12 protein-coding genes and 1 rRNA gene are annotated in these 14,511 nt (G+C 36.9%); 5 read left to right on the top strand and 8 right to left on the bottom strand.

Going from position 1 to position 14,511, the window contains the following annotated elements:
* Positions 1 to 6 precede the first annotated feature (6 nt).
* Positions 7 to 1,525, bottom strand: a 16S ribosomal RNA gene (locus GQ45_RS16430).
* 614 nt (positions 1,526 to 2,139) lie between these two features.
* Here GQ45_RS16430 and thrS point away from each other — a divergent pair.
* From thrS to rplT, 4 genes are all read left to right on the top strand, one after another.
* On the top strand, positions 2,140 to 4,080 hold the full coding sequence (gene thrS / locus GQ45_RS16425; protein WP_047419658.1) for a threonine--tRNA ligase: 1,941 nt from the start codon (positions 2,140 to 2,142) through the stop codon (positions 4,078 to 4,080).
* Positions 4,081 to 4,181: 101 nt separating this feature from the next.
* The gene (gene infC, locus GQ45_RS16420; protein ID WP_255352065.1) at positions 4,182 to 4,733 is read left to right on the top strand and encodes a translation initiation factor IF-3; all 552 of its coding nucleotides are present in this window, start codon (positions 4,182 to 4,184) and stop codon (positions 4,731 to 4,733) included.
* Positions 4,734 to 4,844: 111 nt separating this feature from the next.
* Positions 4,845 to 5,042, top strand: coding sequence for a 50S ribosomal protein L35 (gene rpmI / locus GQ45_RS16415; protein ID WP_031444751.1), 198 nt, complete (start codon positions 4,845 to 4,847; stop codon positions 5,040 to 5,042).
* 94 nt (positions 5,043 to 5,136) lie between these two features.
* On the top strand, positions 5,137 to 5,481 hold the full coding sequence (gene rplT, locus GQ45_RS16410; RefSeq protein ID WP_047419653.1) for a 50S ribosomal protein L20: 345 nt from the start codon (positions 5,137 to 5,139) through the stop codon (positions 5,479 to 5,481).
* Between the two features lie 122 nt (positions 5,482 to 5,603).
* On the opposite strand, the gene GQ45_RS16405 is transcribed toward rplT, so the two are convergent.
* Complete coding sequence (locus GQ45_RS16405) at positions 5,604 to 6,032, bottom strand: secondary thiamine-phosphate synthase enzyme YjbQ (RefSeq protein ID WP_047419651.1); 429 nt, start codon at positions 6,030 to 6,032, stop codon at positions 5,604 to 5,606.
* Positions 6,033 to 6,124: 92 nt separating this feature from the next.
* Between GQ45_RS16405 and GQ45_RS16400 the strand changes: the two genes are divergently transcribed.
* Positions 6,125 to 6,928 carry an HAD family hydrolase gene (locus tag GQ45_RS16400; RefSeq protein ID WP_047419650.1) on the top strand — a complete coding sequence of 268 codons (804 nt, stop codon included), beginning with the start codon at positions 6,125 to 6,127 and terminating at the stop codon, positions 6,926 to 6,928.
* Between the two features lie 139 nt (positions 6,929 to 7,067).
* Here the strand turns inward: GQ45_RS16400 and GQ45_RS16395 are convergent, their stop codons facing one another.
* The 6 genes from GQ45_RS16395 to tgt form a co-directional block, all read right to left on the bottom strand.
* Positions 7,068 to 8,330 (bottom strand): asparagine synthetase B, encoded by a 1,263-nt coding sequence (locus tag GQ45_RS16395; RefSeq protein ID WP_081980980.1) that lies wholly within the window; start codon positions 8,328 to 8,330, stop codon positions 7,068 to 7,070.
* Between the two features lie 100 nt (positions 8,331 to 8,430).
* Positions 8,431 to 9,972 carry a replicative DNA helicase gene (gene dnaB / locus GQ45_RS16390; RefSeq protein WP_047419648.1) on the bottom strand — a complete coding sequence of 514 codons (1,542 nt, stop codon included), beginning with the start codon at positions 9,970 to 9,972 and terminating at the stop codon, positions 8,431 to 8,433.
* A gap of 167 nt (positions 9,973 to 10,139) precedes the next feature.
* On the bottom strand, positions 10,140 to 11,093 hold the full coding sequence (locus GQ45_RS16385; RefSeq protein ID WP_047419642.1) for an acetyl-CoA carboxylase carboxyltransferase subunit alpha: 954 nt from the start codon (positions 11,091 to 11,093) through the stop codon (positions 10,140 to 10,142).
* A gap of 57 nt (positions 11,094 to 11,150) precedes the next feature.
* Positions 11,151 to 12,047, bottom strand: coding sequence for a DMT family transporter (locus GQ45_RS16380; protein ID WP_047419639.1), 897 nt, complete (start codon positions 12,045 to 12,047; stop codon positions 11,151 to 11,153).
* A 36-nt stretch (positions 12,048 to 12,083) separates the two neighbouring features.
* Positions 12,084 to 13,163, bottom strand: a complete 1,080-nt coding sequence (locus tag GQ45_RS16375; protein ID WP_047419638.1) for an LptF/LptG family permease — start codon at positions 13,161 to 13,163, stop codon at positions 12,084 to 12,086.
* 2 nt (positions 13,164 to 13,165) lie between these two features.
* Positions 13,166 to 14,296, bottom strand: coding sequence for a tRNA guanosine(34) transglycosylase Tgt (gene tgt / locus GQ45_RS16370; protein ID WP_047419637.1), 1,131 nt, complete (start codon positions 14,294 to 14,296; stop codon positions 13,166 to 13,168).
* Between the last annotated feature and the right edge of the window lie 215 nt (positions 14,297 to 14,511).

Below are 14,511 nucleotides of genomic sequence, written 5' to 3'. Positions count from 1 at the left end.
CTCTAGAAAGGAGGTGTTCCAGCCGCACCTTCCGGTACGGCTACCTTGTTACGACTTAGCCCTAGTTACCGATTTTGCCCTAGGCCGCTCCTTACGGTGACGGACTTCAGGCACCCCCGGCTTCCATGGCTTGACGGGCGGTGTGTACAAGGCCCGGGAACGTATTCACCGGATCATGGCTGATATCCGATTACTAGCGATTCCAGCTTCACGGGGTCGAGTTGCAGACCCCGATCCGAACTGTGACCGGTTTTATAGATTCGCTCTGCTTTACAACATGGCTGCTCTCTGTACCGGCCATTGTAGCACGTGTGTGGCCCAGGACGTAAGGGCCGTGATGATTTGACGTCATCCCCACCTTCCTCACGGTTTGCACCGGCAGTCTCGCTAGAGTCCCCATCATTACATGCTGGCAACTAACGACAGGGGTTGCGCTCGTTATAGGACTTAACCTGACACCTCACGGCACGAGCTGACGACAACCATGCAGCACCTTGTAAATTGCCCGAAGGAAAGTCTATCTCTAAACCTGTCAATCTACATTTAAGCCCTGGTAAGGTTCCTCGCGTATCATCGAATTAAACCACATGCTCCACCGCTTGTGCGGGCCCCCGTCAATTCCTTTGAGTTTCATTCTTGCGAACGTACTCCCCAGGTGGGATACTTATCACTTTCGCTTGGCCGCTCAGTCCGAAAACCGAACAGCTAGTATCCATCGTTTACGGCGTGGACTACCAGGGTATCTAATCCTGTTCGCTACCCACGCTTTCGTCCATCAGCGTCAGTGTATAGTTAGTGACCTGCCTTCGCAATCGGTATTCTATGTAATATCTATGCATTTCACCGCTACACTACATATTCTAGCCACTTCACTATAACTCAAGACCGCCAGTATCAAAGGCAGTGCATACGGTTGAGCCGCAGCATTTCACCTCTGACTTAACAGCCCGCCTACGGACCCTTTAAACCCAATAATTCCGGATAACGCTCGGACCCTCCGTATTACCGCGGCTGCTGGCACGGAGTTAGCCGGTCCTTATTCTTACAGTACCGTCATCAGAGTACACGTACTCCTTATTCTTCCTGTATAAAAGCAGTTTACAACCCATAGGGCAGTCTTCCTGCACGCGGCATGGCTGGATCAGGCTTGCGCCCATTGTCCAATATTCCTCACTGCTGCCTCCCGTAGGAGTCTGGTCCGTGTCTCAGTACCAGTGTGGGGGATCTCCCTCTCAGGACCCCTACCCATCGAAGTCTTGGTAAGCCGTTACCTTACCAACTAACTAATGGGACGCATGCTCATCTCTTACCGTAACCTTTAATATCAAACCGATGCCGACTCAATATAATATAGGGCATTAATCCAAATTTCTCTGGGCTATTCCCTAGTAAGAGGTAGATTGCATACGCGTTGCGCACCCGTGCGCCGGTCGTCAGCGGAGCAAGCTCCCTGTTACCCCTCGACTTGCATGTGTTAGGCCTGCCGCTAGCGTTCATCCTGAGCCAGGATCAAACTCTTCATCGTTGTTTTGTAAATATTATTCACATCACTAAAAATAAATTATCCGAACCTAACCCTTATGTATTCTTTAAGCTATTTTGTTAAATTCAATTCTTTATCCAATTATCGTTTCCAATAATTGAACGCTGTCTTACAATATGTCAATGAACCTTTTTATCTCTCTTTTAAGACCCTAAAAGCCTTATCACTTACACCAACTTCATTCTCTCTGTCTCCGTAAGCGGGTGCAAATATACACCCTCTTTTTAATCCCGCAAATGTTTTTTTAATTCTTTTTTGAAATAATTACTACAATCAAAACAAAACCCTTAAAAACAACACGTTACAAACAATGAAAAAATTAAAAAAACTTGTGTTTGTTTAATTTCGTTGAAAAAAACTTAAAACCAAGCTAAATTTAAATTTCAAAAAGCTTCATGAAAAAAGAAGCTTTAACCGCTATAGACACAAAAAAGCGCTGAGAAATACCTCATTTACTTATCACTTAGTTAAGCTCCGTTTAAGTACTAAGCCTGTACTGTATATAAAGTAATTGATTAAAAATTAAAATTCAATCAAAATCAACATTGTTCAACAACTCACTTTACAATATATTTGCAGTCCATAAATTAAATTACATGATTAAGATCAGCTTACCTGATGGTAGTATTAGAGAAATGGCAAAAGGGAGTTCGCCCATGGATGTTGCTAAAAATATTAGTGAAGGTTTCGCTCGAAATGTTATTTCAGCGAAATTTAATGACACTGTTGTCGAAGTAACTACACCATTACTTGAAGATGGTTCTATTATTTTATATACATGGAATGACAATGAAGGCAAAAAAGCTTTTTGGCATTCTTCTTCCCACGTAGTTGCACAAGCCTTAGAGGAACTCTACCCTGGTGTAAAACTAACTATAGGGCCGGCTATTGAAAATGGATTTTATTATGATATTGATTTAGGGGATAAAACAATATCCGACAAGGACTTTCCTGAAATAGAAAAAAAGGCTCTGGAAATCGCAAGAGGTAAGCACGATTTTAAAATGCGCGCCATCAGTAAAAAAGAAGCCCTATCTATATATAAGGAGCAAAACAATGAATATAAAGTAGAGCTCATTGAAAATCTTGAAGATGGCACTATCACCTTTTGTGATCATGATAGCTTTACCGATTTATGTAGAGGAGGTCATATTCCCAATACTGGCATCATTAAAGCTATTAAAATACTAAGTGTTGCTGGGGCATATTGGAGAGGTGATGAAAAAAATCCACAACTCACTAGAGTTTATGGAATATCATTTCCAAAACAAAAAGAGTTAACCGAATATTTAGAATTACTCGAACAAGCCAAACAACGAGACCACAGAAAATTAGGTAGAGAGTTGGAGCTTTTTACTTTTTCGGCTAAAGTTGGTCAGGGTTTGCCTTTATGGTTACCCAAAGGAGCAGCCCTACGAGAACGACTAGAAAATTTTCTAAAGAAAGCTCAGAAAAAAGCTGGATATGAAATGGTGGTAACTCCACATATTGGCCAAAAAGAACTCTATGTTACCTCTGGACATTATGCAAAATATGGTGAAGACAGCTTTCAACCCATTAGAACACCAAAAATGGATGAAGAGTTTTTATTAAAACCAATGAACTGTCCCCATCATTGTGAAATATATAATTTTAAACCCCATTCCTATAAAGATTTACCCAAACGATTTGCTGAGTTTGGTACCGTTTATAGATACGAGCAAAGTGGCGAATTACATGGACTGACAAGAGTTCGCGGGTTTACCCAAGATGATGCTCATATTTTTTGCACACCTGATCAATTAGATCAAGAGTTTAAAAACGTTATTGATTTATCTTTATATGTTTTGGGCTCTTTAGGTTTTGATAATTTTACTGCCCAGGTTTCTGTTCGTGATTTAAACAAGCCTGAAAAATACATTGGTTCTGTTGAAAATTGGGAAAAAGCAGAAAATGCAATTATAAATGCAGCCAAAGAAAAAGGACTAAATTTTGTGATCGAAAGTGGAGAAGCTGCTTTTTATGGTCCGAAATTAGATTTTATGGTGAAAGATGCCCTAGGCCGTCAATGGCAACTAGGTACCATTCAGGTAGATTATAACCTCCCAGAACGTTTTGATCTTACCTATAAAGGTAGTGATAATGAACTACATAGACCCGTTATGATACATCGAGCCCCTTTTGGAAGTATGGAACGATTTATTGCGCTTTTATTAGAGCACACAGGTGGTAATTTTCCGCTTTGGCTCATCCCTGAACAAGCCATTATTTTGCCTGTTAGCGAGAAACATGAAAAATATGCAGAAAAAGTTTTAAAATCGCTAGAAAAACACGAAATTCGCGCCCAAGTTGACGCCAGAAATGAAACGGTCGGCAAGAAAATCCGAGAAGCAGAAATGAATAAAATACCATTTATGCTGATTGTCGGAGAAAGTGAAGAGGCACAAAACACCATTGCTGTTAGAAAACACGGAGGTGAAGATTTGGGTTCAATTAGCCTAGAAACCTTCGAAGAATTGGTTTCTACAGAAATAAATAGTACATTAAAACCGTTTTAATAGCTTCGATTGGAAAATTCGGCGCTAAAAACAAAATTGACCTCTAAAAACGAGGATAAAAAGTAAAAAATAAGTTTAATTAAAAAGATTTAGTCATAGCAATTAGAAAAAGATTTAGACCTCAACCGCGTAGGGAAGACAAAAACCCTCATAAAATTAACGAGCAAATACTTTCTCCGAAAGTCAGGTTGGTAGGTGATAATGTAGAAGTTGGTGTTTACCCGATTCGGGAAGCACTAAATAAAGCAGAAGAATTAGAGTTAGATTTGGTAGAAATATCTCCTAACGCTGAACCCCCTGTTTGTAAAATAACAGACTACAAAAAGTTTCTTTACGAACAAAAAAAGCGCGAAAAAGCCATTAAGGCTAAAGCGACTAAAGTTATCGTAAAAGAAATTAGATTTGGTCCACAAACAGATGATCATGATTATGATTTTAAAAAGAAACACGCCGAAAAGTTTTTAAAAGACGGCGCTAAGCTCAAAGCTTATGTTTTTTTCAAAGGAAGATCAATTGTATATAAAGATCAAGGAGAAATTCTATTACTTAAATTAGCTTCAGAATTAGAAGATTTAGGAAAAGTAGAACAGATGCCTCGATTAGAAGGAAAAAGGATGACGATGTTCATCGCTCCTAAAACGAACAAAAAATAAACAACACCACTCATAAGCTTTTATACTTATGACGTAAACAAAATAGACTGCTGGCTTTTGCTGGCAGTTTGAATGATAATAAGTGAGATAATTAAATAAACTAGGAACAAGATGCCTAAACAAAAAACAAAATCCAGCGCTAAGAAGCGATTTAAACTTACAGGTTCTGGTAAAATTAAAAGAAAGCACGCTTTTAAGAGCCACATTCTAACGAAGAAATCTAAAAAACGTAAGCTTGCGTTAACACATTCAGGTCTAGTACATGAAGCAGATGTTAACAGTATCAAAGAACAATTACGTTTAAAGTAATTATTCAATTTTACAGGTAAATTAATATTAACCATGGAGTTAGGCCTAAAAAGTGTCGATTATCGACCGCCTACTACAAAAACAATTTAAAAGTATGCCAAGATCAGTAAATTCAGTAGCTTCAAGAGCCAGAAGAAAAAAGGTGATGAAGCAAGCCAAAGGTTACTTTGGAAGACGTAAAAACGTTTGGACAGTAGCAAAAAATGCGGTTGAAAAAGCAATGTTATATGCTTATAGAGATCGTAGAAACAAGAAAAGAACCTTCCGTTCTTTATGGATCACTCGTATTAATGCAGGTGCTCGTTTACACGGAATGTCTTATTCTCAGTTTATGGGGAGAATTAAAGCGAACAACATTGAGCTAAACCGTAAAGTTTTAGCCGATTTAGCGATGAATCACCCAGAAGCTTTTAAAGCAGTCGTTCAAAAAATAAAGTAACAACAATATATCTCACTTATTAAAAAATCCGATTCTTACGAGTCGGATTTTTTTTGTTTTTCAATGAACAGCACTATCTGTTTCTATACTTACTTTTTAGAAATATTAAAGTAAATACTAATTTAGCTCTCTCCAAAAATTGTGAGTACCAATTTTCTCCCCGAGGCTTTATTTCTGTGTTCTCCTAAATAAACACCCTGCCAAATTCCTAAATTTAATTTTCCATTCGTAATGGGTATTTGTACTGAATTCCCCAATAAAGAGGCTTTTATGTGTGCAGGCATATCATCTGAGCCCTCATAATTATGTTGGTAGTAGGGTGCATTTTCAGGAATCATTGTATTGAAGTGACGCTCAAAATCAACCCGAACAGTAGGGTCTGCATTTTCGTTGATGGTTAAACTAGCCGAAGTATGTTTTATAAAAACGTGTAACATACCTATAGTAATGAAAGATAGATCTGAAGCAACAGCAGCTGTAATTTGTTCTGTAATTACATGAAAACCTCGGGGGTACGATTTTAATGTAATCTCTTTTTGGTAGAATTTCATAAGTGATTTGTAATTAGGTTACAAACTTATCCATTTAGTACCGTCTTTTTAAACCTTATCCAATAACTTTGCAAGGTTCAAAAAACAGTACTATGGATTTATCGAAAATAAAAATGGTGGTTACCGATATGGACGGTACCTTACTCAACTCTAATCATGAAGTGAGCGACCAATTTTTTACCCTATTTGAAGCCTTAAAGAAAAAGGAGGTTCTGTTCGTTGCGGCAAGTGGTCGTCAATATCACAGTATTGTAGGCAAATTACATCCGATACAACAAGACATCATTGTAATTGCAGAAAATGGAGGCTTTGCGATGCAAAATGGACAAGAAATTGTAGCAACCCCACTACCCCATCAAACAAAAAATGAAGTGGTTAGCATTTTAGATCGCATCAGTAATATTCATCCTGTACTTTGCGGAAAAAACAGTGCCTACATCTTAGGAAATTCTTCGTTATTTGAAAAAAAATTACAGGAATACTATTCTCATTACCAAGTATTAGATAGTTTGGGCGATTACGAGGGAGAGATTTTAAAGATCGCCATTTATCATTTTGAAAGTTCTGAAAAATATGTATATCCTCAGGTTTCGTTTTTAGAACAAGACCTACAGGTCAAAATTTCAGGTTCTAATTGGGTGGATATATCTAGCAAAAATGCCAATAAAGGCTATGCACTCAAAAAAGTAATGGAACAAAATAATATTAAGCCAGAAGAACTATTAGTTTTCGGAGATTATAATAACGACTTAGAAATGCTAGCTTTAGCCGATTATAGCTTTGCCATGGCAAATGCGCACCCCAATGTTATAAAAGCCGCAAATTACAGTACGAGCAGTAATGATGATTTTGGAGTAGAAAAGATCCTTGAAAACTTAGTCGAAAGTCTCATGTAGAATGTCTAATAAATAAATTGTTGATGATTAATGGAGCTATGTACTCAAAAATGTCCGAAATTAAAAGTATTTAGCAAGCTAACGACTTTTAGATTCTTTGCGGTAATCGGTAAGCAAAAAAACGAAATTGGAAATTATTCTACGTTTTCTGTTTTTTCTTTTTAGCGGCCGGAAACAAAACATTATTTAAGATCAAACGGTATCCAGGAGATGACGTATGCAAGGCTAGCTCTGTTTTAGGATCCCCGACTCTATGTTGGTAATCCTCAGGATCATGGCCTCCGTAGAAGGTAAAAAAACCTTTTCCTTTAATTCCGTGTATATACCGAGCCTCTCCATTTACTTTGTTCTCCCCAAGCACTAAAACAGTCGATTTAATTTCATTCCGTTCAAAGGATGTGGTTTGCCCCATAAAGCCTTTCACCAAAGAGGTATGGTTTTGACATAGCATGGTAGGAATTGGATCCCATTTTGCTGAAAAATCCATCAATGAAAAATAATCAGATTCTTTTATAATACTTCTTTTCTGAGTCATATCAATAGAAGAGAACTCATACTGCAACGGATTTCTTTCTAGTGTAAAATTAGTAAATGCAAAAGTTTTTGTAAAATCTAACCTTGACTGGTAATTCGCATCTGAAGGATCACCATCGAACATGGCTTCACAAATATCTACATTATCAGAAGCTGCTAAGGCGATATCAAAACTATCGGTAGCAGAACACATGGCGAACATAAAACCACCACCAATTACATAATTCCGGATTTTTAAAGCAACTGCCCTTTTCGATTCTGACACCTTGTTAAAACCCAATTTAGCCGCTAAGGCTTCAGCTTCTTTTTTACTCTCTAAATACCATGGTGCTGCTTTATAAGCCGCATAAAATTTACCATATTGGCCTGTAAAATCTTCATGATGCAGGTGCAACCAATCAAATAACACCAGCTTGTCATCTAAAACTTCTTCATCATAAATAGTTTCATAGGGAATTTCTGCATAGGTCAAGACCATAGTCACGGCATCATCCCAGGGTTGCAATCCTTTGGGCGTATATACTGCAATTTTAGGAGCTTTTTCTAAAATAACAGCTTCTTGGTTTTGAGAAGGACTAGCTATAGTCGCTAAAATGGCATTGGCTTCACTATCCGATAAAACTTCAAAAGACACGCCTCTAATTTGGCACTCTTTACGAATATCCTCGCCATCAGGTAAGAGAAAAGAGCCCCCACGGTAATTTAAAAGCCACTGCACTTTTTGTTGTTTCGCCAAAATCCAATAGGTGACCCCGTAGGCTTTCAAATGATTTTTTTGACTTTCGGCATCCATGGGAATTAGAATTGCTGAGGCTATCATTTTTAGCGAAAAAAGAAAAAAGAACAGAGAAAAGAGTATTTTTTTCATGGTATAATTTAGAAACATCCATTAAAGTTACTGGTCTTGGAGTAAACTCTAATAAAGCCTTAAGATATTGAAAAAAATAGTAACTACCCGCTCCTTTTAATTAAAAAGGCACATCATTATCATCTTCCTCATTCATAGCACTTCCAAAGGCTTGGTTGGGATTAGGAAGATTTTTGGTAATGAACGGGTTGTCTTCATCCGCATTCATTTTAGACTGAAATTCAAAAGGAGAATCAAAGTCATCTAGATTATCGAACTTTCCTTGATTACCAATAAATTTCAATCGAATATTTTCTAAGCCCCCATTTCTGTGTTTTGCAACGATAAACTCTCCTTGCCCTGCGGTTGGTGAGCGTTCCTCATCATCCCATTCATCAATTTTATAGTATTCTGGTCGGTAGATAAACGAAACAATATCGGCATCTTGCTCAATGGCTCCAGATTCTCTAAGATCCGACAATAGGGGTCTTTTAGTACCACCCCTAGTTTCTACAGCACGTGATAGTTGCGACAAGGCAATGACAGGGATATTTAGTTCTTTAGCTAAGGCTTTTAAATTTCTGGAAATAGTAGAAATTTCTTGTTCTCGATTACCACCACCTTTTTGACTACCTCCAGCCGTCATCAACTGCAAATAATCGATCATAATCATTTTAATACCATGTTGTGAAGCTAAACGTCTTGCTTTAGCTCTTAGATCAAAAATAGACAGCGATGGTGAATCGTCGATGAATAAGGGTGCTTTTTCAAGCGTTTTTACTTTCACATTTAACTGTTCCCATTCGTGTTTTTCTAACTTACCTGTACGTAATTTTTCAGAAGATAAGCCCGTTTCAGAAGAAATTAAACGTGTAATTAATTGCACTGAAGACATCTCTAAGGAGAAGAAAGCAACAGGAATATTGGAATTAACAGCCATATTACGAGCCATCGATAAGGTGAGCGCCGTTTTACCCATACCAGGACGAGCTGCAATGATAATTAAATCACTTGGCTGCCAACCAGAGGTAAGTTTATCTACTTTATCAAAACCTGAAGGTACACCGCTTAAACCCTCTTTATTCGCAATTTCTTCAATGCGCTTTTTAGCCTGTATGACTAAATTTTGTGCAGTTTCAGCGGAACGTTTTAAATTACCTTGGGTAACATCATATAGTTTTGATTCTGCCATGTCTAATAAATCAAAAACATCACTACCTTCATCGTAGGCGTCTTCGATTATTTCATTAGAAATTTTTATTAAACTACGCTGAATAAATTTTTGAAGTATAATACGAGCATGGAACTCGATATGTGCAGAAGACGCTACTTTTTGCGTTAATTTAATCAAGTAAAAATCGCCTCCTACAGCCTCTAATTTACCGTCTTTCTTTAGTTGCGAAGAAACGGTTAATAAATCAACAGGTTCAGAACTTTCAAACAATTTAAAAATTGCTTCAAAAATAAATTTATGGGCGTCTTTATAGAAAACATCAGGATGTAAGATATCGATTACTTCGTCGATACCTTTTTTATCGATCATCATCGCTCCAATCACAACCTCCTCTAAATCAATAGCTTGTGGCGGAATTTTCCCTCTTTCTAAGCTGATAATATTAGATTTGTCTATTCTATGTCCAACAATTGGGCTCGGTTTTTCCATGATTACGAAAGTATGTAATTAACCCCTACTGAACCTCAAAAAATAAATTTCGATGTTCACAGGTCTTCAACAATTACGATGTTAATAAGTTACGATTTTATGTTAACAACAAAAAAAATCTGAAGATTTAATTCTTCAGATTTTAAAATGCTATGATAAAACAGGTTTTAATCATTAAATACACCCATATTGGCGTATTTATCCATTCTAATTTTAATCAATTCTTTTGGTGATAACTTTTTAAGTTCCTCATAATTTGAAATTATTTTATTTTTTACAATTTCAAAAGTTTTATCTCTAGAGCTATGGGCACCGCCTGCTGGTTCTCGAACAATTTCGTCAATTAGCTTTAGCTTTTTCATGTCGGTTGCTGTGAGTTTTAAAGCGTCTGCAGCAATTTCTTTGTACTCCCAACTTCTCCATAATATAGAGGAACAAGATTCTGGTGAAATTACAGAATACCAAGTATTTTCTAACATTAATACCTTATCACCAACGCCAATACCTAAAGCTCCACCTGAAGCACCTTCTCCAATAATAACGACAATAATAGGCACTTTTAACCTCGTCATTTCTAAAATATTTCGAGCTATAGCTTCTCCTTGTCCGCGCTCTTCAGCTTCAATGCCTGGATAGGCACCTGGAGTATCAATTAAGCATACAACAGGAATATTAAATTTTTCAGCAGACTTCATTAAACGCAATGCCTTTCTGTACCCTTCAGGGTTTGCCATACCAAAATTTCGATACTGTCTGGTCTTGGTATTGTAGCCCTTTTGTTGCCCGATAAACATATAACTTTGATCGCCAATTTTACCTAGACCACCAATCATAGCTTTATCATCTTTAACATTTCTATCGCCATGAAGCTCTAAAAAAGTAGTACCGCATATGGCCTTAATATAATCTAGCGTATAAGGTCTGTTAGGATGTCTGGATAATTGTACGCGTTGCCATGCGGTAAGATTTTTATAAATCTCTTTACGCGTTTCTAATAATTTTTTTTCTATCTGCTTACAGGTTTCGGTAACATCAACGTCACTCTCTTCACCAATAATCATGCACTTATCTAATTGCTCTTCAAGCTCTTTAATCGGAAGTTCAAAATCTAAATATTCCATGAGTACTCCTGTTTAGTTTTTATAATTAGACAAATATAAAACTTTAAATAGGGATGCCTAACTCCTACTCCATTTTTTTAACCTTGCTCGGTTCTTTAGTAATCCGTTGGCTATCACCGTGCTTAGTATTAATAAAGCCCCTAAATAGAATAAAGGATTCATTTTTTCGCTTTCTCCTAGCAAAACAAAGGCTAAAATTATCCCGTAAATAGGTTCTAAATTGATGGTTAACATGACGGTATACGGCGTTAAAAACTTCATTACTTTTACAGAAGCTATAAAAGCATAGGCAGTGCAAACAGATGCTAGAATACCTAAAAATAACCAGTCGTTTACAGATACTTCAAAAAAGGAACTTGTAAAACGACTCTTATACCCTAGATATGCCGTTAGAAATAAAACACCTAAGCCTAGTTCATAAAATGAAATTATACTCGGCTTATTGGTTTGAACAAGTTTTCCATTGATTAAAGAAAAAATAGCAGACAATAAGGCGGATATTAATCCGTATATAATTCCTTGTGTGTACTGTGTTTCGACATTAAAAATAATGTAGAGCCCAAGCATGACCAGGATACCAAAAAATATTTCATAGCCAATTATTTTACGACCGTACCAGAAAGGCTCTAATAAAGCCGTAAAAAACGCGCCAGTGGACAGCGTCGCTAGAGCCACCGAAACAGTAGACACTTTTATAGCCGTAAAAAAAGTAACCCAATGCAAGGCGATTACAATGCCTGCAATTCCCATCCATGCCAATTGTTTCGGAGCTACCTTAAGCGGTATTCTTTTTAGAATAATAAACAATCCAATAAGTGCTACAGCAATACCCATCCGATACCAAACCAAGGGTAAAGCATCTAAACTTATGAGTTTTCCTAGCACGGCCGTAAAGCCCCAAATAAAAACAATGACGTGAAGGTGTAGGTAATTTTTAACTTTATCGGTCATGATATAAACAAGTCATATATAAATAATAGCTGTGGTAGCCTATCGCATGGCTCTTCGCAATAAATAAAGTGCGAGCCCGCCAAACAAAAGGTTAGGAACAATAACTGCTAAAAGTGGAGAAAAACCTGATTGTTCCGCTAAGGTCCCAAAAACGCGATCAAAAAATATGTAGATAAAGGCTACTAAAATCCCAAAGGCTAAGTTTACTCCCATACCACCTCTGCGTTTTTGTGCAGAGACAGCTACGGCAATTAAGGTTAAAATAAAAGCAGTAATAGGCAAGGACCATCTTTTATATTTCGCTAAAATATAGGTATTAATGTTTGATGCTCCTTTCCGCTTCTGATCGGCTATAAATTCATTTAATTCAAATAAATTCTTAGTTTCTGCGATATACGAAACAGGGGTTAAGTCATTTATTTTAAATGGAAAAATGGTGTCTAACCTTGTTTTTGTTTCAATAATTTCAGTTTCACCTATTAAACTGCGTTTTACATAAGAAGTAAGCCTATACAAAGAGTCTGTAGGCACCCATCTAATATTTGCCGCTGACAACTTATACTCTAAAACATTCTCTTCGTTAAAATGTTCTAGGGTAAAATTATAGCCTTGCTGACGCAGTGGATCAAAACGACTAACATAAATAAAATCATTCTCATTCAATTGATTGAAAATATTTTCTGTAACTCTGTCTTGTTTTCCTTTTTTTAAATATTTAAACTTAAACTCATTAAAGCCTTTGCTGGCATTCGGTACAATAAACATCCCCATTAAAAGCATAAATGTAGCGACTATGGTAGCGCCAATAATATAGGGCTTTAAAAAACGAGCATAAGAGATACCTGAACTGAGTATGGCTACAATCTCAGTATTACTTGCGAGTTTTGAGGTAAAAAAGATGACAGATAAGAATAGAAAAATAGGCAATAACATACTCCCGATATAAATAGAAAAATTCCCTAAATACACCAGTATTTCATTTAGTGGCGCTTCATTATCTTGCATTTTCCCTATCTGTTCGGCCAAATGAACCATGATTCCGATAGGAATAAACAATAATAACATTACTGAAAATGTTACCAAATAACGCTTTAATATGTATTTATCTAAAATGGTCACTATTACAGCCTTTTATCCATTTGTTTTACCATCTTATTTTTCCAATCATAAAAATCACCAGCTAAAATATGTTTTCTTGCTTCGCGAGTCAACCAAAGATAAAAACCTAAGTTGTGAATAGTGGCAATTTGTTTTCCTAAATATTCATTGGCTGCAAAAAGATGTCTTAAATAGGCCTTGGAATATTCGGTATCTACAAAAGTGATCCCCATTTCATCAATAGGAGAAAAATCATCTTCCCATTTCTTGTTTTTTATATTTATAGAGCCGTGAGCCGTGAATAACATACCGTTTCTTGCATTTCTGGTGGGCATAACACAATCGAACATATCAATCCCTAAGGCAATATTTTCTAAAATATTTATAGGTGTACCAACGCCCATTAAATATCTAGGTTTGTCTTCGGGTAAAACTTCACAAACCACCTCGGTCATGGCGTACATTTCTTCTGCTGGCTCTCCGACTGATAATCCACCGATAGCATTCCCTTCGGCACCAACACCTGCGATATACTCTGCAGACTGCCTTCTTAAATCTTTATAGGTAGACCCTTGAACTATTGGAAAAAAAGTTTGACTATAATCGTAAATAAGTGGCGTTTTTTCTAAATGTTTTAAACAACGCTCTAACCATCTATGCGTCATATGCATAGAGCGTTGTGCGTATTTGTAATCGCATGGGTATGGCGTACATTCGTCGAAAGCCATAATAATATCCGCTCCTATAACCCGCTGAATCTCCATGACATTTTCAGGTGTAAAAACGTGGTACGAACCGTCTATGTGCGATTTAAATTTTACGCCTTCCTCTTTTATTTTTCGGTTGCCTGAAAGCGAGTATACCTGATACCCACCACTATCAGTAAGGATATTTCTATCCCAACCCATAAATTTATGAATTCCTCCTGCTTTTTTTAGAATCTCAGTCTTAGGCCTTAAGTATAAATGATAGGTATTCGCTAAAATAATATCAGGGTTAATTTCTTCTTTCAGCTCACGTTGGTGCACCGCTTTTACAGAACCTACAGTACCAACAGGCATAAAAATAGGTGTTTCTATTTTTCCATGATCGGTTATAATTTCACCAGCTCTCGCTTTGCTATGAACGTCAGTATGCTTTAATGTAAATTTCAAAATTGTGTTTTAGTAAGCGCAAATATAATCAACTAAGAAAGAAAAATGGTGAACCTCTTTAAACTTTCTCCATATGCTAAAAATTTCTTCTTATTGCGCCACTTTTGACTTTTTAGAAGCACGAAAAATCAGCGCTATTTTAAGGCTTAAAAAAAGGAATACCATTGTTTCGCATTCATGTTTGCACGAGGGTTTTAAAACAGATTTACGATTTA

Source organism: Cellulophaga sp. Hel_I_12 (assembly GCF_000799565.1).
In the GTDB taxonomy this organism is placed as follows: Bacteria; Bacteroidota; Bacteroidia; order Flavobacteriales; family Flavobacteriaceae; genus Cellulophaga.
This window is presented reverse-complemented; position numbering and strand designations above follow the sequence as displayed.